The sequence below is a fragment of the Pseudomonas sp. 3MA1 genome (assembly GCF_029237275.1).
Lineage (GTDB): Bacteria > Pseudomonadota > Gammaproteobacteria > Pseudomonadales > Pseudomonadaceae > Aquipseudomonas > Aquipseudomonas fluorescens_AP.
This window is the reverse complement of record NZ_JAACFX010000014.1, coordinates 1-22,705: the sequence shown is the minus strand read 5'-3', so window position 1 is coordinate 22,705 and position 22,705 is coordinate 1. Positions and strand designations below refer to the sequence as shown.

Below are 22,705 nucleotides of genomic sequence, written 5' to 3'. Positions count from 1 at the left end.
AGAGACGACAACGGCGCCCATGGGCGCCGTTGTGCATTGCGGGGCCGCGCTTACAGCGGCAGGCCGGCCTTGACCCGGTACTGGTTGCGTACCGGATTGGCGTATTGCAGCACCAGATAAGGGCGGTGCTCCGGCGGGCAGGCGTCCAGTCGGCGCTGCCATTCTTCCTTGGCCTTGGCCAGTTCCTGCGCCGGGAACACCTCGGCGGCGGCCGGAACCTGCAGTTGCGGATCGGCGTCGCTCCACTGGGCGTAGGCTAGGTAGTGCACCGGAAACAGGCGGTAGCCGCCGAGAATCTGCCGGTCCATTTCCACCGCCAGTTGCTTGGTGTCGTCGAACAGGGCGCTGATGGGGGCGGCGAAGTTTACGTGGACCCGACCCTTGTAGCCGGTGATGCCCTTGGCGATGCTCACATCGTCCTCGCCGGGGGCCTTGGTGTAGCTGCCGGTGGTGGCGCGGATATACAGCTCGCGAGCCTTGGCCTGATCGCAAGGGTCGTATTCGTAGCTGATGGACACCGGGGTCAGGTTCAGCGAGCGGATCACCTCGGCAAACGGCTCGTCCTTGCGGCTCATGTGGAACATCTTGAGGATGGCCGACTCGGTGCGGTCATCGCCATCCTTGGCCCGGCCTTCGGCCTGGGCGATCCAGATCGACTGGCCGTCGTTGCGGATCGAGTGGTTGATATAGGCCGAGAGCAATTGATAGGCCGCGAGTTTTTCCCGACGACCGCTGATGGAGCGGTGCACGATGAAGCTCTTGTTCAGGCGCATCAGGTCGCTGACAAACGGCTTCTGCAGCAGGTTGTCGCCAATGGCGATGCGTGGCGTCGGCAGGCCGGCGTGGTACACCGCGTAGTTGACGAAGGCCGGGTCCATGACGATGTCGCGATGGTTGGCCAGGAATACGTAGGCGGTGCCCGACTTGAGCTGCTCGACGCCGGTGTAGGTCACGCCGTCGGTAGCGCGTTCGATGGTGTGGTCGACATAGAACTCGACCTTGTCCTGCAGCGTGGCCACCGAAGTGACTCCGGCGAACTCGCGGCGCAGGCGATGGGCGATCAGGGGTTTTAGCAGCCAGCCGAACGTGTTGGCAAAACGCGGGAAGCGAAAGTGGGTGAGGATATCTAGAAACGCCTTGTCGCTGAGCAGCCGGGCCAGCACCGCTGGTACTTCGCTGTCGTGGTAAGGTCGGATGGCATCGAATTCGCCCATCATGCTCTCTTGTTAGAAACGGCTAGGGTAAGTAAAGGTTCGGATCGAAAAAAGGCCGGGCGCGGTCTGAAAACTCGGCTCAGACAAAAAAAGCCCTGCAAATAGACCGGCGATTATACGCATAAGTCACTCTGGAGACGGCGATGCTGGAAACCGACCATTATCAGTGCCCTTACTGTGGCGAACAGGCGGAAGCGGTTCTGGACCTGTCCGCTGGCGATCAAACCTATATAGAAGACTGCCCGGTCTGCTGCCGGCCGATAGTCTTTACGCTGCAGACCGATGGCCGGGAATGGATGCTCGACGTGCACAGTGAAAACGACTGACGGGGAGAGGCTCTCATGCAGCGCATCTACGAGCCGGAAAACCTGATGGAAGGCGAGTTGCTCCAGGGCATGCTGGCCAGCGAGGGCATCGAGTCCCACCTCCAGGGGCGCGACCTGCTCGGCGGGGCCGGGGAGCTGCCGTTGTTCGGGTTGCTGGGGCTGTCGGTACACGACCATCAGGCGCAGCAGGCGCGGGCGCTGATCGCTGCGTACAATGCGGCCCTGCCATTGCCCTTTGACGAACCGGACAATTTTGCCGGGGTGCTGGTCTGTTAGGCTGAGCGCCGATTTGCCGAGAGTTGTATTGCCCCATGTGTGGACGTTATGCCCTGTTTCGCTGGAACCCCGCCTTTGCCGCCTTGCCGGGATTTCCCGAGGATCAGCGCGCGCAGTGGAATATTTCGCCCAATGATTCGGTGCTGATCCAGCGCGCGGAAAACGGCCAGCGCACCCTGGCCCGGGCCCGTTGGGGGCTGACCCCGGCCTGGCTGACCGACCTGTCGCGTACCCCGGCCCATGCCCGGGCGGAAACCCTGGCCGAGCAGCCGATGTTTCGCCAGGCGTTTCGCGAGCGGCGTTGCCTGCTGCCGGCCAACGGTTTCTATGAGTGGCGGGGTGGCAGCCGCAAGCGGCCTTACTGGCTGACGCCGGGGGAGGGTTCGTCGATCTTCTTTGCTGCGATCTGGGAGGCCTACCCGGTGCAGGAGCAGGTCTGGCTGAGCACCGCGGTGGTGACCCAGGCGGCGGCCAATCTGCGCCGCCCGCTGATCCTAGATGCCGCCGGCCAGGACGCCTGGCTCGATCCCGAAACCCCATTGCATGCCCTGCAAGCCTTGCTCGCCAGCCCGCCCGCTGCCTTGCGCGAGCGGGTCCTGGCCAATCTGGTCAACGACCCCAAGCTCAACGGCCCCGAGTGCCTGACCCCCGCCTGACTGACCGGCCAAGGGCGCTGATTGCAGGAGCTGGCTGTAGGGGCTGGCTGTAGGAGCGGGCAGGCCAGCGAAGAGGCCCTTGAGAGCGTCTTCGCCGAGCGGCCAGATCCTGCGCGGGGAGGCGTGTCGCCGGGTTACACCTTGAACTGATTGATCAGGCGCCGTTGCTGTTCCGCCAGCTTGGTCAGCCCGGCGCTGGCTGCGCTGGACTCGTCGGCACCGCCGGCCACTTCATTGGCCACCTGGCCGATGTTGATCACATTGCGGTTGATGTCTTCGGCCACGGCGCTCTGCTCCTCGGCGGCGCTGGCGATCTGGGTGTTCATGTCGTTGATCACCGACACGGCCTGAGTGATGGTTTCCAGGGCCTGGGCAGCCTTGGCCGCATGCTCCACGCTCTGGTCGGTCTTGTGCTGGCTGTCCTCCATGACCCGCACCACTTCCCGGGTGCCCTGCTGCAGTTGCTGGATCATCGACTGGATTTCTTCCGTGGCCTGCTGGGTCTTCTGCGCCAGGTTGCGCACCTCGTCGGCGACCACGGCAAAGCCGCGACCCTGTTCGCCGGCCCGGGCTGCCTCGATCGCTGCGTTGAGGGCCAGCAGATTGGTCTGTTCGGCGATGCCGCGAATGGCGATGAGGATGGCGTTGATGTTTTCGCTGTCCTTGGCCAGGGTCTGCACCACGCCCACCGCGCGGCCGATTTCTTCGGCCAGGGCGCCAATGGCACTGGAGGTGTCGCGCACGATCTGCATGCCCTGGCTGGCGGCCTGGTCGGCATGGCTGGCGGCTTGCGCGGCTTGGGTCGCATTGCGTGCGACGTCCTGGGCGGTGGCGGTCATTTCATGTACCGCGGTGGCCACCTGATCGATTTCCACCATTTGCTTGTGCACGCCCTGGTTGGTGCGAATGGCAATGTCGGCGGTGTGTTCCGAGGAGTCGCTGACGCTCTGCACCGAGGTCACCACCTGGCTGATCATCGCCTGCAGCTTGGCCAGGAAGGTATTGAAGCCCTTGGCGATCGAACCCAGCTCGTCGGCGCGGTCGCTGGTCAGGCGCCGGGTCAGGTCGCCTTCGCCCTGGGCGATGTCGTCGAGCATGGCCACCATCTGCCGCAGCGGCCGGGCGATGCCATGGCCCACCAGCCAGATCACCAGCAGGCCGAGGCCGGCAATCAGCAGGCCGACCATGGCCATGCCGAACGTATCGGCCTTGCGCTGTTGCGCCAGATCGTTCTGCAGGGCGTTCAGATCGGCCATCACCGCCCCCAGGGGCAGTTGCAGCATCAGGGTCCAGTTGGCGTCGGTCTGGCCGATGCCGAACGGCAGGTACAGGGCGATCTTGCCGTTGGCCTGGTCGACGTTATAGGTCACTTCGCCGCGCTTGAGGCTGGACAGCCTGGCCACCGCGTCTGGGGGCAGTACATCGCTGACCTTCTCGCCGAACTTGCTCGAATCCTTGGTGTAGGCCACCAAGCGAGCGTTGCCGCCGATCAGTGCCATCTCACCGGCACCGCTGTAGAGCTTTTGATTGGCGCCCACCAGCATGTCCTGGATGAAGTTCACCGACAGGTCGGCGCCGACAATGCCCTGGAACTTGCCGTTGAGCAGAATCGGCTGAATAAAGGAGGCGAGCATCACCACCTTGTCGCCGACCTTGTACGGGGCGGGGTCGATGACGCACGGCTTGAGGCTGTCCTGGGAGCACAGGTAGTACTCGCTGGTGCGCACGCCGGTGGAGAGCAGGGTCCGATCGTTGACGTCGGCCAGTTTGTCCAGGCCCAGGCTGCCGTCTTCGTTGCGGAACCACCAAGGCAGGAAGCGGCCATTGGCCGCGTCGATGCCCACCACCGAGGTGCCGACATAGGCCGCGTCGTTGTGGTCGATGGCGTTGGGCTCCCAGCCGATGTAGGCGCCGAGGATCTTCGGGTTCTGGGTGACGTTTTCCTTGACCAGTGCGATCAGTTGTTCGCGGCTCAGGCTGAGGCCGGCGTGGCCTTGCGCATCCGCAGTGCCCAGCAGGGCATTGACCCGCACCAGGCCGCCGGCAATCAGCAGTGGCGCTTCGAGTTCGCGCTGGATCTGGCTGACCTGGGTCTGGGCCAGGCCGCTCAGGCGCTGTTCGATCACTTGCTCGAACTGGGTCTGGGTGCGTTCTTGCACCATGTGCTGGGTCCTGGCCCCGGAGAACAGGGCGTACAGCACCAGGGCTGCAACCACACTGAGGACGATGGCTCCGGCCAGGGCGGCCACGGAAAACTGGATCGACTTGAACTTCATAGAGGCTCCGGGCGCAGGAATTGAGGTCTGCCATGCTGTATCGGCCGCAGCCTCACCGGTCATTAGCCTGGAGAGGAGAAAGGACTGTTTCAGAGGGTTAAAGGTCGTTATTGACGGGGGTGTGTCGCAGGCCGTTGGCGGCCTCGGGCGAAATGTGAAGTTTTTTCGTCAGGCTCTGGATGTATCTGAATTGCGACTGAATGCGTGTTTTGCATCTGGCGCGGATACAGTTCCGCCCTTAGGATACGCGCCATGTTTTCAGGGAGGTTTCATGATGAAGAAGTCGTTACTGGTGTGTGCGCTGAGCGCTGCCGTTCTCCTGACCGGTTGTGAAACGGTCAATACCACCAGCGGTGGCGTGGTGGGTGTGGATCGCAAGCAGTCCATGTTCAGCATGGTGTCCAGTGCTGAAGTCAACCAGTCCTATGCCCAGTCCTATCAACAGACTCTGGGTGAGGCCAGCAGCCAGGGCGTGCTGGACAAGACCAGTGCCAATGCCAAGCGCCTGCAGGTCATTGCCAACCGCCTGATCGCTCAGGCGCCGACCTTTCGCCCCGACTGCGCGCAGTGGAAGTGGGAGGTCAACCTGATCAAGAGCGATGAGCTCAACGCCAACTGCGGTCCTGGCGGCAAGATCATTTTCTACTCCGGCCTGATCGAAAAACTGAAGCTGACCGACGATGAAATCGCCGCGGTCATGGGCCATGAGATCGCCCACGCCCTGCGCGAGCACGGTCGTGAAGCGATGTCCAAGCAGTACGCAGTGGGTGCTGGCAAGCAGATCGCAACCCTGTTCGGTGTCTCGCAGGAAACCGTGGCCCTGGGTGACAACGGGGTGAACCTGCTGATGACCCTGCCCAACAGTCGCGAGAATGAAAACGAGGCGGACCTGATCGGCCTGGAGCTGGCCGCTCGTGCCGGCTACAACCCGAACGCGGCCATCAGCCTGTGGAACAAGATGGGCCAGGCTGCCGGTGGTTCCGCGCCGCCCGAGTTCATGAGCACTCACCCGGCTTCCACCAGCCGAATCGCTTCCTTGCAGGCGGCGATTCCGAAGGTGATGCCGCTGTATGAGCAGGCCAAGAAGTCCTGATCCATCGCTGCATTTTCGCTGACGCTTTCGCCGGCAAGCCGGCTCCTACAGGTTGTGTAGGAGTCGGTTTGCCGGCGATTTCGTTTATAGCCAGCCGCTGATCTGCATGGCCTTGTACACCGCCACCACGGCGAGGATGAAGAAGGCCGACGCCGCCAGGCGACGAATCAGGGTCAGGGGCAGTTTGTCCGCGGCGAAGTTGCCCGCCAGCACCACCGGTACGTTGGCAATCAGCATGCCCAGGGTGGTGCCGATGATCACCAGCCACAGGTCCGGATACTGCGCCGCCAGCATGACGGTAGCGACCTGGGTCTTGTCGCCGATTTCCGCCAGGAAGAAGGCGATCAGGGTCGTGAGGAAAGGCCCGAACTTGCGTGCGGTTGTGGCTTCATCGTCATCCATCTTGTCTGGAACCAGGGTCCACAGGGCCGTGGCGGTGAAGCTGGCGGCCAGGATCCAGTGCAGGGTCGCATCCGAGAAGAAGCTGCCGAACCAGGCACCTACCGCGCCGGCGGCCGCGTGGTTGGCCAGGGTCGCGGCGACGATGCCGGCGATGATCGGCCAGGGTTTGCGAAAGCGCGCGGCAAGAATCAGGGCGAGCAGTTGCGTCTTGTCGCCGATTTCGGCCAAGGCAACGATTGCGGTGGGAACGAGGAGAGAATCCAGCATCATCAGGGTTTTCCTAAGGGGCGGGTCGACACGGCTATGACACGTACAGCCTTCCCGCCCCGGGTAAGGTGTGCGTGTCATAGGTCTTGTCAAACCCTGCGGTCCGTCTGTGCGGACTCTTGGGTCGCATGCGCCATGGTCTGAGGACCAAGTATGTTGACGCATGCCGGACGAGCGTGGCGCTCGTGGGAGACTACTCCCCTAGGACGGAGCGGATTCTGCCTAGGCAAAATCCATTCGGCAAGCCTTGTTTGCGAAAAACCATCTCAGCCGCGCTTGGCCCGGTAAATCCGGAAACCCTGGCCTTCGGCTTTGATCGCGCACGGCCCCAGGTGCTCTTCGATCAGCGGCTGGTAGCGCAGGAAGCTGTTGGCCACTACCCGTAGTTCGCCACCTTTTTGCAGGTGTTTGGCCGCTTTTCGCAGCAGGTTTTCTGTGGCTTGGTAATCGGTGTGGACCCCGGTATGGAAGGGCGGATTGGTCAGGATGCCGTTCAGTTCCATGGGCGCGGCGTCGATGCCATCACCGGTCAGAACCTCGGCCTGCAGACCGTTGGCGGCCAGGGTCAGGCGGCTGCTGGCGGCGGCAAAGGCGTCCACATCCAGCAGGGTCACGCGGCTGTCCGGGTAACGGCGTTTGACGGTGGCGCCCAGCACCCCGGCGCCACAACCGAAGTCCAGCAGATGACCGGCGGGCAGGTGATCCAGATGCTCCAGCAGCAACGCGGTGCCGCGATCCAGGCGTCCATGGCTGAACACGCCCGGCAGGCTGACGACTGTCAACGGACCTTCGGCCAGGGGCAGTTCGTATTCCTGGGCCAGGCTATCCAGCGCCACCGGTTCGGGAGCGTTGGCAACCGTGACCTGCCACAGTTGGCAGTGGCGCGCGCTGTCGAGCTTGCGCGGCTTGCCGAAGGGGTTGAGTTGCTTGGCGGCGCTTTCCACGCCGCTGCGTTTCTCGCCCACCAGGTACAACTCGCGCCCGGCCAGGCGTGAGGCCAGGGCATTGAGCAGGTAGTCGGTCAGGTCCTTGGACTTGGGCAGGAACAGTACCGCGCTGTCGAAGGGCTCGGCCGGTGCTTCTACACCAAAGTGACTGCGGCCTGGAAAACGCGCCTCCAGGGCTGCCTGATCGCCGGCGTGCCAGCTCCAGCCCCGGGCGTTGGGCAGGCGGCCCAGCAGGTCGTCGGCGGCCAGGCCGGCCAGCAGCAGTGAGCCTTGAAACAATTCAGCCTGACGCAACAGTACTTCACTGCGTGTGTCCATGATCCGCCCCCGAAAAAAGTGGCGAAGTTTATCAACTCACGACCCGCAGCGGGGCGCCGCTGAAGAAGGCGCGGGCGTTTTCCGTCAGTTGGCCGACGATTCGCTGGCGCGCCTCGCGGCTGCCCCAGGCGTTGTGCGGGGTGACGATCAGGCGCGGGATATCACCGGCCAGCAGTGGATTGCCGTTCACCGGCGGCTCGACGCTCAGCACGTCGGTGGCCGCGCCGCCCAGATGGCCGCTGCGCAGTGCGTCGGCCAGGGCCTGTTCGTCGATCAGGCCACCGCGGGCGGTATTGACCACCAGGGCGCCGGGCTTGAGCAGGGCCAGTTCCCGGGCACCGATGAAGTGGCGGGTGTGTTCGTTGAGTGGGCAGTGCAGGGTCAGGGCATCCACCTGTGGCAGCAATTCCTCCAGCGGCAGGCGATCCGGTCGAGCCGGGCGTCCGGGGATCTGCCCCAATACCACACGCATGCCAAAGGCTTCGGCCAGGCGCGCCACGGCGCTGCCCAGTTCACCATTGCCCAGCAGGCCGAGGGTCTTGCCCGCCAGTTCGATGATGGGGAAGTCCAGCAGGCAGAACTGCTTGGCTTGCTGCCAGCGGCCGGCGGCCACGGCTTGTTGGTAGTCGGCAACCCGAGTGGCGAGATTGAGCAGCAGCATCAGGGTGTGCTGGGCCACCGATGGCGTGCCGTAGCCCTGGCAGTTGCTGACACAGATGCCTTGCTGGCGGGCCGCGCTCAGATCGACATTGTTGGTGCCGGTGGCAGCCACCAGGATCAGTCGCAGATCGGGGCAGGCCGCCAGGGTTTCGGCGCTCAGGGCGACCTTGTTGCTGATGACCACCTGGGCGCCTTGCAGGCGCTCGATCACCTGCTCCGCGGGGGTGTGGGCATGCAGTTGCAGGGGGCTGAAGCAGTGGTGCAGCGCACTCAGGTCCAGGTCGCCCAGGTCCAGCGAGCTGTGATCGAGGAAGACGGCGCGGCGATTGTTGATCATGAACTGTACCTTTTGCACGGGGGATCTAAGGCGTAATCTGCCGAGCCTAACAGATGAAATAATTAGACATACACAGGAGCCTGCATGTACCTCACCGAGTTCTTGACCGTTGCCCTGATCCACTTGCTGGCGGTGGCCAGCCCCGGCCCGGATTTCGCCGTGGTGGTGCGCGAAAGCGTGACCCACGGCCGTCGCGCCGGCACCTGGACCGCCCTGGGCGTGGGCTGCGCGATCTTCCTGCACGTGGGTTATTCACTGCTGGGAATCGGCCTGATCGTTTCCCAATCCATCGTGCTGTTCAACGCCCTGAAGTGGCTGGCGGCCGCCTACTTGCTGTACATCGGCTTCAAGGCCCTGCGCGCCCAACCGGCCAAGCCGGCGGCGGATGATCTGCACCAGGAGGCGGGCATTCGTACCGCTCGCGGGGCCTTTACTTCAGGCTTCGTGACCAATGGCCTGAACCCCAAGGCAACGCTGTTCTTTCTCTCGCTGTTCACCGTGGTGATCAACCCGCACACACCGCTGGCGATCCAGGCCGGTTACGGGGTGTACCTGGCGGCGGCTACTGCGCTCTGGTTCTGCCTGGTGGCGCTGCTGTTCAGCCAGCAGCGGGTGCGTGCCGGCTTCGCCCGCATGGGCCACTGGTTCGACCGCACCATGGGCGCGGTGCTGATCGCCATCGGCGTGAAACTGGCCTTCACCGAGATGCATTGAGTGCGCTGAGCTGGTTCAGGGTCGCCACGTAATGCCGTGGCGTATCCCCCAGCAAGCGGTAGAACATCGCGCTGAAGGCCCGGGCACTGCCATATCCCAATGAGTCGGCCACGCTGTGCACGCTTTCCCCGGCGAGCAGGCGTGGCAGGGCTTCCATCAGGCGCAGTTGCTGGCGCCAGGCATTGAAGTTCATCTGCACCTGCTGTTGAAACAGCCGCGCCAGGGTCCGCGAGCTGGCGCCGACCTGCTGTGCCCAGTCTTCCAGGGTGTGGGGATGGTCTGAGGTCTGCAGCAGGGTGCGGCAGATGCTCTGCAGGCGCCGGTCCTGGGGCATGGGAATGTGCAGGGGCAGGTTTTCCAGGCCGGCGATCTCTTCCAGCATCAGTTGCTGGATCAGCGGATTTTCCGCCTGCTCCGGTCCTTGCACCGCCCGCAGGATCAGCTCCCGCAGCAAGGGTGTCACCGCCAGTACACAGCACTGTTGCAAGGACGGTGGAGACAGATGGGCAGCAATGAACAAGGAGCGCATGCGGACCTCGCCGACCATGAAGATCTCATGCTCCACCAGGGGCGGAATCCACACCGCGCGGGTTGGCGGAATTACCCAGGCGCCTTGGGCGGTGACCACGCGCATGGTGCCGCAGGCGGCGTAGAGAAACTGCGCTTCGCGATGGCGATGGGAGGGCTGGTGGGCGGCATCGGGATAGTCGCGGGGATAGGCGCTCACCGGGCCGTGGTGGAAGTGGCTGATTAACATGTCCGATCCAATGACTTTGTTGTCAGGAATGCTGTAAACAGCCAACTTAGCATAGGCGACACAACAACCAACCTTGTGTGCCGCCATGAATCAAGCTCGAAACGTTATCCGCTACGTCAATGCTGCCCATGTCATCGATCACATGTTCATGCTGATCTTTCCCGCCGCCGTGCTGGGCATGACCCAGGCCTTTGCCCTGGACTATGCGGCGCTGATTGGCCTGTCCCTGGGCGGATTCATCGCCTTTGGCGCCTGTTCGCTACCCGCCGGTTGGCTGGGGGACCATTGGAGCCGACGACAGATGATGTTGCTGTTCTTCTTCGGCATTGGCGCGGCGTCGATCCTTACCGGCCTGAGCAACAGCCCGACCCTGTTGGTGATCGGCCTGACCCTGATGGGGGTGTTCGCTGCGATCTACCACCCGGTGGGTACGGCCATGCTGGTGGCGTATGCCCAGAATCGTGGACGGGAGATTGGCATCAACGGCATGTGGGGCAATCTCGGCGTGGCTTTTTCGGCGCTGATCAGCGGTTTTCTGGTGGCCCGGTTCGGCTGGCGTTCGGCCTTTATCCTGCCGGGGGCGGTGGCGATCCTGCTGGGAATCGGTTTTGCCTTGCAGGTGCGTGAGGAGCCGGTGCCGGTTCGGCCCCACGTCGGCTTGAAGGGCAAGGGCGGGCAGCAGATCTCCATGTTCCTGGTGTTCGGTGTATTGGCCCTGGCCACGGCCACCGGCGGGGTGGTGTTCAACGCCACCACCATGACCTACCCCAAGCTGTTCCAGGAACGCCTGCACGCACTGTTCACCTCGCCGCAGGCCCTGGGCCTGGTGGTCAGCCTGGCCTATGCCTTCGGTGCGGTGGCGCAGTTGACCATTGGCCGGGTGTTGCATCGCTTCAGCCTGAAGTGGCCATTCATCGTCTTGACCCTGTTCCAGGCGCCGCTGCTGCTGGCCATGGCCCACAGCGAGGGCTGGAGTGTGATCCTGCTGGGGGCGGCCTTCATGTTCGTGGTGTTTGGCCAGGTCACGGTGAATGACGCCATGGTCGCCAACTTCGTCGCGCCGCAGTGGCAGTCGCGGGTCTTCGCCTTGCGTTACTGCTTGTCGTTCGGTGCCAGCGCCACGGCCATTCCGTTGATTGCCCTGGTGGAGCCGCGCCAGGGGTTGAGCGGCCTGTACCTGATCCTCGCCGGGTTTGCCGCGCTGACCTTTGCCGCCGCGCTGGCGTTTCCCCGGACTCCGGCCGAGGCGGCGGTGGGACAGAACGCTTGAACTCACGCGGAGCCGCACCAATGCTGGCTTGGAGCTAGTATTTGTACGGCTCTGCAAATCATCCCTTTGGCTGATTTAGCAGGCGCACAGGCACTCTAGAGTGAGTATTCTCCAGCTACGACCGAGCCGTCAGAAAAGGGATTCTTATGTTGCAGACTCGTGTTATCCCCCCCGCCGAAGGCGCCTATCAATACCCGCTCTTGATCAAGCGGCTGCTGATGTCCGGCAGTCGTTACGAGAAAACCCGCGAGATCATCTACCGCGACCAGTTGCGCTACACCTATCCGACCCTGATCGAGCGCGTGGCGCGCCTGGCCAACGTACTGACCGCCGCCGGGGTCAAGGCTGGCGACACCGTGGCCGTCATGGACTGGGACAGCCATCGCTACCTGGAGTGCATGTTCGCCATCCCGATGATTGGCGCAGTGATCCACACCATCAACGTGCGTCTGTCGCCGGAGCAGATCCTCTACACCATGAACCACGCCGAAGACCGCTTCGTGCTGGTCAACAGCGAGTTTGTCGGTCTGTACCAAGCCATCGCCGGGCACCTGACCACGGTGGAGAAAACCCTGCTGCTCACCGATGCGCCGGAGAAAACCGCCGAGCTGCCGAACCTGGTGGGGGAGTACGAGACGTTGCTGGCCGCCGCCAGCCCCCAGTACAGCTTCGAGGATTTCGACGAGAACTCGGTGGCCACCACCTTCTACACCACCGGCACCACCGGCAATCCCAAGGGCGTGTATTTCACCCACCGGCAACTGGTGCTGCACACCCTGGGGGTGTCCACCATCATGGGCTGCATCGACAGTGTGCGGCTGCTGGGCACCAACGACGTGTACATGCCCATCACCCCGATGTTCCACGTGCATGCCTGGGGCCTGCCCTACGTGGCCACCATGCTCGGGCTCAAGCAGGTCTACCCGGGACGCTACGACCCTGAGTACCTGGTGGAGTTGTGGCGCCGGGAAAAGGTCACCTTCTCCCACTGTGTACCGACCATCCTGCAGATGGTGCTCAACGCCAAGGCGGCCCAGGGCACCGATTTCGGCGGCTGGAAGATCGTCATCGGCGGCAGCGCGCTGAACCGAGCGCTATATGAGGCAGCCAAGGCCCGGGGCATTCAACTGACTGCCGCTTACGGCATGTCGGAGACCGGCCCGCTGGTGTCCTGCGCCCATCTCAATGACGAACTGATGGCGAGCAGCGAAGACGAGCGCACCACCTACCGGATCAAGGCCGGGGTGCCGGGCCCGCTGGTGGAAGCGGCGATCATCGATGCCGAGGGCAAGTTCCTGCCGGCGGACGGCGAGTCCCAGGGCGAGTTGGTGCTGCGCGCGCCCTGGCTGACCGAAGGCTATTTCAACGAGCCGCAGAAGGGCGCCGAGCTGTGGGAAGGCGGCTGGCTGCACACCGGCGACGTGGCGACCCTGGACAGCATGGGGGTGATCGACATCCGCGACCGGATCAAGGACGTGATCAAGACCGGCGGCGAGTGGATCTCCTCCCTGGACCTGGAAGACCTCATCAGTCGCCACGCGGCGGTACGTGAAGTAGCAGTGGTGGGCATTGCCGATCCGCAGTGGGGCGAGCGCCCGTTCGCCTTGCTGGTGATCCGCGAAGGTCATGCCATTGGTGCCCGCGAGCTCAAGGAACACCTCAAGCCATTCGTGGAGTTGGGCCACTTGAGCAAGTGGGCGATCCCCAGTCAGATTGCCCTTGTTACTGAAATTCCCAAGACCAGCGTTGGCAAGTTGGACAAGAAGCGCATTCGCATCGACATCAGCGAATGGCAAGCCAGTAACAGCACCTTCCTCTCCACGCTTTGAGCGTCTGTTGCCGTGCCCGCCCGGGCACGGCATGCCCACCCGGCAAGCCTTTGCCTTGTGCTCACGAGATTTTCAGCCATTCTTAGCGCGCCGTCTTTCAACGGCTGTGGCAAAGGGTTGTTCCAGCGCGGTGGGTGGCTACAAATCACACTTTAGAGGGATCAAGCAGTAATCCCCGCTGGATATAGTCCGTTCACGGATTTTTCTGAAGTACGGAGCATTGTGGGGTGCTCGCGCCACGCAACTTCGGGCCTGGGGCGGTGTTGCTCGACCCGGTATCCGCAGCGTCTTCAGAAGAGCGTACTGCCATAACAATAATGCACATGGAGTAGCGTCGATGACATCAGCAAACCAGTTCTGGCGCCGGGCGAAACTGCCCCTGGCCGTCGGTCTCGCCTCCACGCTCGCCGGGCCGGCATTCGGCGTCAGCTTCAATATTGGTGAAATCGAAGGCAGCTTCGATTCGTCCCTTTCCCTGGGAGCCAGTTGGTCCACCGCCGAGCGCAACAAGAACCTGATCGGGGTCAACAACGGCGGCAAGGGCCTGTCCCAGACCTCTGACGATGGTCACTTGAACTTCAACAAGGGCCAGACCTTCTCGAAGATCTTCAAGGGTATCCATGACCTGGAGTTGAAGTACGGCGATACCGGTGTGTTTGTCCGTGGCAAGTACTGGTATGACTTCAAGCTCAAAGACGAAGACCTGGACTTCAAGAACATCAGTGACAACAACCGCAAGGAAGGCGCCAAGTCTTCCGGCGGGCAGATCCTCGATGCCTTCATCTACCACAACTACTCCATTGCCGATGAGCCGGGTTCGGTGCGTTTCGGCAAGCAAGTCGTGAGCTGGGGTGAAAGTACCTTTATCGGTGGCGGTATCAACTCGATCAACCCGATCGATGTGTCGGCGTTCCGCCGTCCTGGCGCGGAGGTCAAGGAAGGCCTGATTCCGGTCAACATGTTCTACATCTCCCAGGCCCTCACCGAGAACCTCTCGGCCGAAGCCTTCTACCAGCTGGAGTGGGACCAGACCGTTACCGATAACTGCGGCACTTTCTTCTCGCAGCCGGACATCATTTCCGATGGTTGCGACAATAACCTGCGGGTGCTGAACAAGCGTTCGACCATCAACCCGGCAGCGTTCCCGACCCTGAACGCCCTAGGGGTGGACGTTAACAACGAAGGTGTTCTGGTTCGTCGTGGCGCAGATCGTGATGCCCGCGACAGTGGCCAGTTCGGCGTGGCCTTTCGCTACAACTACGAGCCGCTGGATACCGAGTTCGGCGCCTACTTCATGAATTACCACAGTCGCGCGCCGATCTTCAGTGCTCAGGGCGCTGCGTCGCGCTACTACACGATGCCGTTGGGGCCGTTGGCTAGCGCCAGGCCGCTGATCGTGGCCGGCAACTCCAACTACTTCGTCGAGTATCCGGAAGATATCCGCCTGTATGGCCTTAGCTTCTCCACCACCTTGCCTACCGGCACGGCCTGGAGCGGCGAACTGAGCTACCGCCCCAATGCGCCGGTCCAGCTGAACTCCACCGACATCCTGTTTGCCGGTGTGACGCCCATTGCCGGCTTTGGCAACGCCTCTGTCTTGAAAGGCACTCCCGGGCAGGACCTGCACGGCTATAACCGCAAGGAAATTACCCAGCTGCAGACCACCTTTACCCACTTCTTCGATCAGGTCATGGGCGCCAGCCGCCTGACTCTGGTGGGTGAAGTCGGCATGACTTATGTCGGAGGCCTGGAGAGCAAGACTAAAGCTCGTTATGGCCGCGATCCGGTCTTTGGGCCAGGCACATTGCCGAACGGTTTCTGCGCCACCCTCAACAGCAGCACCATCGCCGGAGCCGGTGCGGGTACTGACGCCAGCAACCGCACCACCAACTGCAACAACGACGGCTTCACCACCGCCACTTCCTGGGGCTACCGCGGTCGTGCCATCTGGGAATATCCGGATGTGTTCGCCGGTGTGAACCTCAAGCCCAACGTGGCCTGGTCCCATGACGTCAAGGGTTACTCGCCAGGCCCTGGCGGCAACTTCGAAGAAGGCCGCAAGGCCATCAGCCTGGGACTGGATGCCGAGTACCAGAACACCTACACCGCGAGCCTGGCCTACACCAACTTCTTTGGTGGCGACTTCAGCACCGTGGATGACCGGGACTTCCTCGCCTTGAGCGTTGGCGTGAACTTCTAAGCACACTGCATTTTCAGGAAGAACAACACTATGAAAATCACCAAGAGTCTGTTGCACATCGGTGTGCTGGGACTGTCACTGCTGGCCACCGGGGTCATGGCCGCGGTTTCGGCCGATGAAGCCGCCAAGCTGGGCACCAGCCTGACGCCGATGGGCGCGGAAATGGCCGGTAACGCCGCCGGCACCATCCCGGCCTGGAAGCCCATGGCGACCAACGCCGGCACCGTGGACAGCAAGGGCTTCCTGTCCAACCCTTACGGCAGCGAGCAACCGCTGTTCACCATCACCGCGCAGAACGTCGAGCAGTACAAGGACAAGCTGGCGCCGGGGCAGTACGCGATGTTCAAGCGCTACCCGGAAACCTTCAAGATGCCGGTCTACCCGTCCCACCGTGGGGCCACGGTGCCGGCTGACGTGTTCGCCGCCATCAAGCGCAACGCCACCAAAACCAATCTGGTGTCCGGCGGCAACGGCCTGGAGAACTTCGAAACCGCGATTCCGTTCCCGATCCCGAAAAGCGGCGTGGAAGTCATCTGGAACCACATCACCCGCTACCGCGGTGGCAGCGTGACCCGTCTGGTGACCCAGGCCACGCCACAGGCCAACGGCTCCTACAGCCTGGTGTACTTCCAGGACCAGTTCGTGTTCCGCGACAAGATGAAGGATTACGACCCGAAGAACCCGGGCAATATCCTGTTCTACTTCAAGCAGAAAGTGACCGCCCCGGCGCGCCTGGCCGGTGGTGTGCTGCTGGTTCACGAAACCCTCGACCAAGTGAAGGAGCCGCGTTCGGCCTGGGTCTACAACGCCGGCCAGCGGCGTGTGCGCCGTGCCCCGCAAGTGTCCTATGACGGCCCGGGTACCGCCGCCGACGGCCTGCGTACCTCGGACAACCTGGACATGTACAACGGTGCGCCGGATCGCTACGACTGGAAGCTGGAAGGCAAGAAGGAGATGTACATCGCCTCCGACAGCTACAAGCTCGATTCGCCGAGCCTGAAGTACGCCGACATCATCAAGGCCGGGCACATCAACCAGGATCTGGCTCGCTACGAGCTGCGCCGGGTCTGGCATGTGGTCGCGACCCTGAAGGAAGGCCAGCGTCACATCTACGCCAAGCGTGACTTCTATATCGACGAGGACACCTGGCAGGCGGCGGTGATCGACCATTACGACGGGCGTGGCCAACTGTGGCGCGTGGCCGAAGCCCATGCCGAGAACTACTACGACAAGCAAGTGCCGTGGTACGCCCTGGAAACCCTCTACGACCTGCAGTCCGGCCGCTATCTGGCGCTGGGCATGAAGAACGAAGAGAAGCAGGCGTATGACTTTGGCTTCACCGCAACCACCAGCGATTTCACTCCTGCCGCTTTGCGTCAGGACGGAGTTCGCTGATCCGCTTTGAATAGAGGCCGCATCCTCGGAAATTGCCCCGACTGGTTCGGGGCTTTTTTTTGCCTGAACAATCCTGCACTCGGGGAAGTGCACAACAATCCAGGTGGGCTAGGCTGGTTTTCTCCAAGTGAATGAGTAAGTTGCCTAATAAATAACTGAAATATCGACTGATCAGTCAGATATATCCGACCCATTTGGACATAGTCTTTTTTACCTGAATGGTCGCAAAAATCTTCAACAGGTCGCTTTTTACCGCTAGTCTGCGGGCATCTGCTACGCCGACAACCCTACATCAATAAGAGTTGGCCATGACTGAGCTGTCCTCCCTTCAACGGTCTGCCAGCGCGGTGATTCCCGCGTTGGAAGGGCGTTTCTATCGACCCCCCCTGCCCGACGGATACGTGCAGCGGCCGCGTCTTTGCGAACGCTTGAGCGCCGGGTTGAAGGGCAGGCTGTTGCTGGTCAGCGCGCCGGCCGGATTCGGCAAGAGCTCGCTGGCGGTGGAGTTCTGTCAGGGTTTGCCGGGGAACTGGCAGAGCCTGTGGCTGGGGTTGAGCCGCCGGGACAGCGATCCCGGGCGCTTCCTGGAGCGTCTGCTGGCAGGCTTGCAGCAGTACTTTCCCCAACTGGGCCGGCAGTCTCTCGGGCTGTTGAAAATGCGCCAGCGCCATCAGCCCTTCGCCTTTGAAGAGTGGCTCGACGGCCTGCTGGACGAGCTGGCACAGCATCTGTGCGGCAGTAAACCGCTGCTGCTGGTGCTTGATGACTATCACCTGGCCCAGGGCCCGGTGCTGGACCGCTGCTTGCAGTTCTTTCTCAATCACCTGCCCGATGGCCTGGTGGTGCTGGTCACCAGTCGCCAGCGTCCGGACTGGCATCTGGCGCGGCTGCGGCTGTCGCGACAGTTGCTGGAACTCAATGAACAGGACCTGCGCCTGACCCATGACGAATCCCTGAGCCTGTTGGATCGGCACAGCAGCGCCTTGCGTGGCGAGGCCCTGGAAAGCCTGATCCAGCGTAGCGAGGGCTGGGTGGCGGGGTTGCGTTTCTGGCTGCTGGCGGCGTCCGAGGCCGGTGCGCTGGGCACCTTGCCCCAGAGGCTGCATGGCGGCGAAGGGCTGATCCGCGATTACCTACTGGAGGAGGTCATCGATTGTCTGCCCGCCGAGGTCCAGGCGTTCCTCTATGACACGGCGCCCCAGGAGCGTTTTTGCGCCGAACTCTGCGACGCCCTGCGCGAGGCCCATGACAGTGCCGACATCCTCGGGTTTCTGCAGGCCCACCAGGTGTTTCTGGTGCCGCTGGACGAACACGGGCACTGGTATCGCTATCACCACCTGTTTTCCGATCTGTTGCGCACCCGCCCCACGGCCAATGCCCTGGTGCCGGCCGCCACTCTGCATCTGCGGGCCTGTCGCTGGTTCAATGCCCAGGGGCTGCTGGATGAAGCGGTGGAACAGGCGCTGCGCGCCGGGCACCTGGATGTGGCGGCCAACCTGGTGCAGAACCTGTCGGAGGAGCAACTGCTGGCGGAGCAGAATGTCGGCATGCTGCTGCGCTGGAAGATGGACCTGCCCGACAGCCTGTTGATCAGCACGCCGCGCCTGATCGTGCTTTACAGCTGGGCCCTGGGCCTGGCCTGCCAGCTGGATGCCGCGGAAGAGCTGGCCGATCACTTGAGTCGTTTCTTGCCGGCGCCTTCGGCCACCGCGCAGAAGTCGATGCTGGCGCAATGGCTGGCCCTGAGCGGGATCATCGCCCGTGGTCGCGGGCAGCGGGAAAGAACCCTGGCCTATTGCGGTGAAGCTCTGGAGAGCCTGCCGCACAAGCGTTACGGGCAACGCCTGATGTGCCTGTCGACCCTGTCCAATCTGGCGATTACCGACGCCGACCTGTGGCGCGCCCGCAGTCTCAATCGCGAATCCCTGGAGCTGGCGCAACGGGTTGGCAATCCGCTGTTCGAGGCCCTGGCCCATTACGATCGGGCCCGGGTCCTGCAGGCGCGGGGCGAGGTGCTCAGAGCCCTGGAGGAGGTGCACCAGGGGCTGCGACGGTTGCAGGGGCTGTCGGCTCAACGGCTGTACGCGGTGCGGGCCCGGCTGACCCTGTATGAAGGTTATCTGTTGACGCTGCGGGCTCAGCCGGAAACCGGTCTGCTGCGACTTCAGGCCGGGCTGGTGGAGGCCCGGGCCTGTCGTGATATCAGCGTGCTGATCGCCCACTGCGTGATCGCCAAGCAGGAGGGCTTGCGAGGCGAGTTTGCCCGGGCCTTTGCCGAGCTCGCCGAAGCCGAGCGCCTGATGCACATCTGGGACGTGCCGCCGATCTACTATCTGGCAATGATTACCCTGGTCAAATGCGAGCTCTGGCTGACTCAGGGACGCACCGACCTGGCCGAAGCCTGGCTGGGCCGCCTGGGCCAGACCTACACCGGCGAACAGGCGGCGGCACCGCCTGAGTTTCACCCGCAACTGCCGTTGCATATCGAGCTGCAGCAGGCCCGGCTGGACGCCATCAAGGGCGACGTCGCCAGGGCCGAACAACGTTTGCGGCGGCTGGAGGAGCATGGTCGGCAGAGCGGTCGGCAGCTGTTGAGCGTGATGGCCCTGACCCAGAAGGCTCAGTTGCTGTTGGTGCTCGGGCGTGGTCCCGAGGCCCGCCAGGATTTGCTCCAGGCTCTGGAAGCGGCGGTGGGTGGCGCGTTGCAGCCTTTCGAGGGGCTGATTGCCGAGCATCCCGGTTGGATGCGCGAGCAGTTGCAGCATGGCGTGCCGACTGCCTTGACCCAGGCGCTGTTGGAGCGGTTGCCCGCCGCTCCTCGGGAGCTTGCCGAAGTGGCGGTGCCCAGCGAATCCTTGAGCTCCAGGGAGTTGTCGGTGCTGCAGTTGATCGCTCAGGGCTGCTCCAACCAGGAGATCAGTGAGCGACTGTTCATCTCCCTGCATACGGTCAAGACCCACGCCAGCCATATCAACAGCAAGCTGGGGGTGGAGCGCCGCACCCAGGCGGTGGCCCGGGCCCAGGAACTGGGGCTGCTGGGCTAGGCGCCCGGATGCGGGGCAAGTTGGCCGCAAGGTGCGTTCAACGAGCCAGGTGTTCCTTGCAATAGTCGGCAAACAGGCGCGCCGGCTTGGTCAACTGGCCACGCTTGAGCCAGGCGGCGACCAGGCCGGAGCCGGTCACGTCCTCGACGATATCCACGCACACCACCGGCTTGCCGTCGTAGGAGCACTGGGAGTGGGGGCGGGTCACCAGGATCGAAAAGCCGAAGCCCTGGCCCACCATGCCCCGCACCATCTCGATGGAAGGCGAGCTGAAGGCGATCTGCGGTGTCAGCCCCAACTCCTCGAACAGGCTGACAAAGTAGGTCCGGCTGGGTTGCACATCCAGCAGGATCATCGGCTCCAGGCTCAGGTCCCGCAGCGAAACCTGGGCCTGTTGGGCGTAGCGATGATCGGCCGGCAACAGCGCATAGGGGCGTTGCGGCGGCATCAGCGGTTCGGTCTCGATGGTGCCGTCCAATTCATGTTCATACAGGATCACCAGATCGAAGGCGCCGCCGGTCAGGCCTTGCACCAGTTCCTGTTGCTCACCGTCGCGGATGCGGATCTCCACGCCGGGATAGAGCGCGCTGAAACCGGCGATCAACTGCGGCAGGTACAGCGGCGCCACGGTTTCAAAGCAGCCGATGTCGATCTGTCCGGACACCACATCATTGTCGGCCAGGGCGTTCTGTTCGAACTCCTTGGCCATGCGCAGCAGTTCCTGGGCCTTGCGATAGAAGCGTGCACCGCTTGGGGTCAGGGACACCCCCAGGGCGTGATGACGAATCAGCAACTGCACACCGAAGCTGTCCTCCAGGCCCTTGATGGCGGTGGAGATCGACGGCTGGGCGATATACAGCTTGCGCGACGCCTCGGCGACGCTGCCGCACTCGACGGTGGTGATGAAGTACTTGAGTTGACGCAGATTGTAGGTGGCCACAGCGAACCTCGTTCTTTGCCTTGGCGCGGGGGTATTGGCCCTGTTCCGAGCCTGACTAGAGTCTCTACCAACTGAAAGTAAGCAACTTATGCACTGACTTTCTCCGGATATGAGTTTTTCTTGTCTTGCAACAATACCCACAAGCTCTGGCGCAGGGGGCAGGAGCTAGCCAGGTTTTTCGTCGGTAGAGAGCATCTTTTTCTTTGCTTCTTTGGCTTGGGTCTACCCAACCGATGCTTTCGCCAAGGTGCAATGGGATGTTCGAACTTGAATCGACTTGGTTGAGTGGACAGGGTTAGAGGGAGCGCGTCATGACAAGGCAAGCGCCCCAACGGGTGTCGGGGCATTGTTTATTGGGGAACCCTCAACCTTCTCAGGATTGTGCGTCAGATTCAGGCCACCAGATCATTGGCACTGAAGCTGTTAACTCCCAGCAGTTGGATCTCGAAATCCGCGTCCAAGTTACCGTTGATGTTGCCGTACAGCACGTGATCGACAAAGCGTAGTTGGCCGGCGGCGGTAAAGTCGTTGGTGTCGATAAAAGTGAACTTGTTGACTCCAGCGACAAGCACATTGGCATCCAATTGCGACAGGTCGATTTTGTCACCTTGGGCGCTGCTGAAATCAGTGATCACATCGCGAGCATTGCCTTTACCCAGCTCGCTCAACAAGTTAAATACAAAGCGATCGGCACCGGCTCCACCCGTTAAGGTATCGCTGCCCTGTCCTCCAATCAGCACATCATCACCAGCGCCCCCATCGAGCTGGTCATTGCCGCTACCGCCGTTGAGGAGGTTGTTGCCATCGTTACCGATCAGTACGTTGTTCAAGGCGTTGCCGGTGCCGTTGAGGTTGGTGCTGCCGGTCAGGGTGAGGTTTTCCAGGTTGGCGCCCAGGGTCCAGCTGACCGAGGAGCGAACCGTATCGATCTCGCTGGCCAGGGTGCTGGTTTCGATGATGACGTCACGCACGTCGTCGACTACATAGGTGTCGTTGCCGGTACCGCCGATCAGGGTATCGATGCCTGCGCCGCCATCCAGGAAGTTGTCGCCTGCGTTGCCGGTGATGCGGTTGTTCAAGCCATTGCCGGTGCCGCTGAGGCTGGCGTTGCCCAGCAGGGTGAGGTTCTCCAGGTTATCGCCCAGGGTCCAGTTCACCGTGGAGAAGACGTTGTCGATCTCGCTCAGTGAGGTACCGCGCTCGATGATGGTGTCGCCGCTGTCATCGACATAATAAGTGTCGTTGCCGGCACCGCCGTCGAGGATGTCGGCACCGCCTTTGCCGTCGAGGATGTTGGCGGCACTGTTGCCGACCAAAGTGTTGTTGGAGTCGTTGCCGGTCAGATTGATTGCGCCGGTGCCCATCAGCTGGCCGTCTTCGATATTGGCGCTCAAGGTGTAGCTGACCGAGGTTTGCACCCGGTCGTAGCCTTCGCCCTCGAGTTCGATAATCTTGTCGGCGAGGTTGTCGACGATATAGGTGTCATCGCCCGTACCGCCGATCAGGGTATCGATGCCGGCACCGCCGTCGAGGTAGTCGTTGCCGGCACCGCCCTGGAGCGTGTTGTTGTAGGCATTACCGATCAGGCGGTTATCCAAATCGTTGCCAACCAGGCTGAAGGTGCCAGCTCCTATGAGTGTGGCGTTCTCCACGTTCCGCAGGTTGCTCAGGCTCAGGTCAACAGTGCTGTTTTGCGCGGTCGCGGCGTAGGTGATGTTCAGCGTATCGAGGCCTTCATCCGCGAGTTCTTGCAGCAGGTTCAATTCAGCGGCCTGATCGAGGAT

General features: G+C 62.5%; 18 protein-coding genes and 1 riboswitch. Of the genes, 10 read left to right on the top strand and 8 right to left on the bottom strand.

Annotated features, from left to right (window positions below):
- Nucleotides 1–50 precede the first annotated feature (50 nt).
- Nucleotides 51–1,217: a 1-acyl-sn-glycerol-3-phosphate acyltransferase gene (locus tag GWQ44_RS27210; protein WP_047306037.1), complete on the bottom strand. Its 1,167-nt coding sequence runs from the start codon at nt 1,215–1,217 to the stop codon at nt 51–53.
- A 140-nt stretch (nt 1,218–1,357) separates the two neighbouring features.
- Between GWQ44_RS27210 and GWQ44_RS27205 the strand changes: the two genes are divergently transcribed.
- From GWQ44_RS27205 to GWQ44_RS27195, 3 genes are read left to right on the top strand one after another with little or no spacing between them, the layout of a single operon-like run.
- On the top strand, nt 1,358–1,540 hold the full coding sequence (locus GWQ44_RS27205; RefSeq protein ID WP_016967048.1) for a CPXCG motif-containing cysteine-rich protein: 183 nt from the start codon (nt 1,358–1,360) through the stop codon (nt 1,538–1,540).
- 15 nt (nt 1,541–1,555) lie between these two features.
- On the top strand, nt 1,556–1,816 hold the full coding sequence (locus tag GWQ44_RS27200; protein WP_047306036.1) for a DUF2007 domain-containing protein: 261 nt from the start codon (nt 1,556–1,558) through the stop codon (nt 1,814–1,816).
- A gap of 35 nt (nt 1,817–1,851) precedes the next feature.
- Nucleotides 1,852–2,472, top strand: coding sequence for an SOS response-associated peptidase (locus tag GWQ44_RS27195; protein WP_047306035.1), 621 nt, complete (start codon nt 1,852–1,854; stop codon nt 2,470–2,472).
- Between the two features lie 134 nt (nt 2,473–2,606).
- Here GWQ44_RS27195 and GWQ44_RS27190 read toward each other — a convergent pair whose 3' ends face one another.
- Nucleotides 2,607–4,748: a methyl-accepting chemotaxis protein gene (locus tag GWQ44_RS27190; RefSeq protein ID WP_016964382.1), complete on the bottom strand. Its 2,142-nt coding sequence runs from the start codon at nt 4,746–4,748 to the stop codon at nt 2,607–2,609.
- Between the two features lie 274 nt (nt 4,749–5,022).
- On the opposite strand from GWQ44_RS27190, the gene GWQ44_RS27185 reads away from it, so the two are divergent.
- Nucleotides 5,023–5,841, top strand: coding sequence for a M48 family metallopeptidase (locus tag GWQ44_RS27185; RefSeq protein ID WP_103741274.1), 819 nt, complete (start codon nt 5,023–5,025; stop codon nt 5,839–5,841).
- A gap of 84 nt (nt 5,842–5,925) precedes the next feature.
- On the opposite strand, the gene GWQ44_RS27180 is transcribed toward GWQ44_RS27185, so the two are convergent.
- The 3 genes from GWQ44_RS27180 to GWQ44_RS27170 all read right to left on the bottom strand — a co-directional run bounded on the left by GWQ44_RS27180 (nt 5,926) and on the right by GWQ44_RS27170 (nt 8,772).
- Nucleotides 5,926–6,510 carry a TMEM165/GDT1 family protein gene (locus GWQ44_RS27180; RefSeq protein ID WP_042940848.1) on the bottom strand — a complete coding sequence of 195 codons (585 nt, stop codon included), beginning with the start codon at nt 6,508–6,510 and terminating at the stop codon, nt 5,926–5,928.
- 92 nt (nt 6,511–6,602) lie between these two features.
- Nucleotides 6,603–6,724: riboswitch (yybP-ykoY riboswitch) on the bottom strand.
- Between the two features lie 52 nt (nt 6,725–6,776).
- The gene (locus GWQ44_RS27175) at nt 6,777–7,775 is read right to left on the bottom strand and encodes a class I SAM-dependent methyltransferase (protein ID WP_275928721.1); all 999 of its coding nucleotides are present in this window, start codon (nt 7,773–7,775) and stop codon (nt 6,777–6,779) included.
- A gap of 31 nt (nt 7,776–7,806) precedes the next feature.
- A complete protein-coding gene (locus GWQ44_RS27170) occupies nt 7,807–8,772 on the bottom strand; it encodes a 2-hydroxyacid dehydrogenase (RefSeq protein ID WP_179599884.1) in 966 nt (321 codons plus the stop codon).
- An 84-nt stretch (nt 8,773–8,856) separates the two neighbouring features.
- Here GWQ44_RS27170 and GWQ44_RS27165 point away from each other — a divergent pair, with 84 nt between their 5' ends.
- Complete coding sequence (locus tag GWQ44_RS27165; RefSeq protein ID WP_016964387.1) at nt 8,857–9,486, top strand: LysE family transporter; 630 nt, start codon at nt 8,857–8,859, stop codon at nt 9,484–9,486.
- Here GWQ44_RS27165 and GWQ44_RS27160 read toward each other — a convergent pair.
- The gene (locus GWQ44_RS27160) at nt 9,470–10,243 is read right to left on the bottom strand and encodes a helix-turn-helix transcriptional regulator (protein ID WP_275928720.1); all 774 of its coding nucleotides are present in this window, start codon (nt 10,241–10,243) and stop codon (nt 9,470–9,472) included. The two genes, GWQ44_RS27165 and GWQ44_RS27160, sit on opposite strands and share 17 nt — an antisense overlap.
- 85 nt (nt 10,244–10,328) lie before the next feature.
- On the opposite strand from GWQ44_RS27160, the gene GWQ44_RS27155 reads away from it, so the two are divergent.
- The 5 genes from GWQ44_RS27155 (at nt 10,329) to GWQ44_RS27135 (ending at nt 19,981) form a co-directional block, all read left to right on the top strand.
- The gene (locus GWQ44_RS27155) at nt 10,329–11,513 is read left to right on the top strand and encodes an MFS transporter (RefSeq protein ID WP_275928719.1); all 1,185 of its coding nucleotides are present in this window, start codon (nt 10,329–10,331) and stop codon (nt 11,511–11,513) included.
- A 146-nt stretch (nt 11,514–11,659) separates the two neighbouring features.
- A complete protein-coding gene (locus GWQ44_RS27150) occupies nt 11,660–13,342 on the top strand; it encodes a fatty acid--CoA ligase (protein ID WP_275928718.1) in 1,683 nt (560 codons plus the stop codon).
- 337 nt (nt 13,343–13,679) lie between these two features.
- Nucleotides 13,680–15,542 carry a DUF1302 domain-containing protein gene (locus GWQ44_RS27145; RefSeq protein ID WP_275928717.1) on the top strand — a complete coding sequence of 621 codons (1,863 nt, stop codon included), beginning with the start codon at nt 13,680–13,682 and terminating at the stop codon, nt 15,540–15,542.
- 30 nt (nt 15,543–15,572) lie between these two features.
- Nucleotides 15,573–16,937, top strand: coding sequence for a DUF1329 domain-containing protein (locus GWQ44_RS27140; protein ID WP_047306030.1), 1,365 nt, complete (start codon nt 15,573–15,575; stop codon nt 16,935–16,937).
- A 308-nt stretch (nt 16,938–17,245) separates the two neighbouring features.
- Complete coding sequence (locus GWQ44_RS27135) at nt 17,246–19,981, top strand: LuxR C-terminal-related transcriptional regulator (protein WP_275928716.1); 2,736 nt, start codon at nt 17,246–17,248, stop codon at nt 19,979–19,981.
- A 37-nt stretch (nt 19,982–20,018) separates the two neighbouring features.
- Here GWQ44_RS27135 and GWQ44_RS27130 read toward each other — a convergent pair whose 3' ends face one another.
- Nucleotides 20,019–20,921 (bottom strand): LysR family transcriptional regulator, encoded by a 903-nt coding sequence (locus GWQ44_RS27130; RefSeq protein WP_016964394.1) that lies wholly within the window; start codon nt 20,919–20,921, stop codon nt 20,019–20,021.
- A 392-nt stretch (nt 20,922–21,313) separates the two neighbouring features.
- Nucleotides 21,314–22,705 (bottom strand): calcium-binding protein (locus tag GWQ44_RS27125; RefSeq protein WP_275928715.1); only part of this gene is annotated, 1,392 nt, incomplete at its 5' end.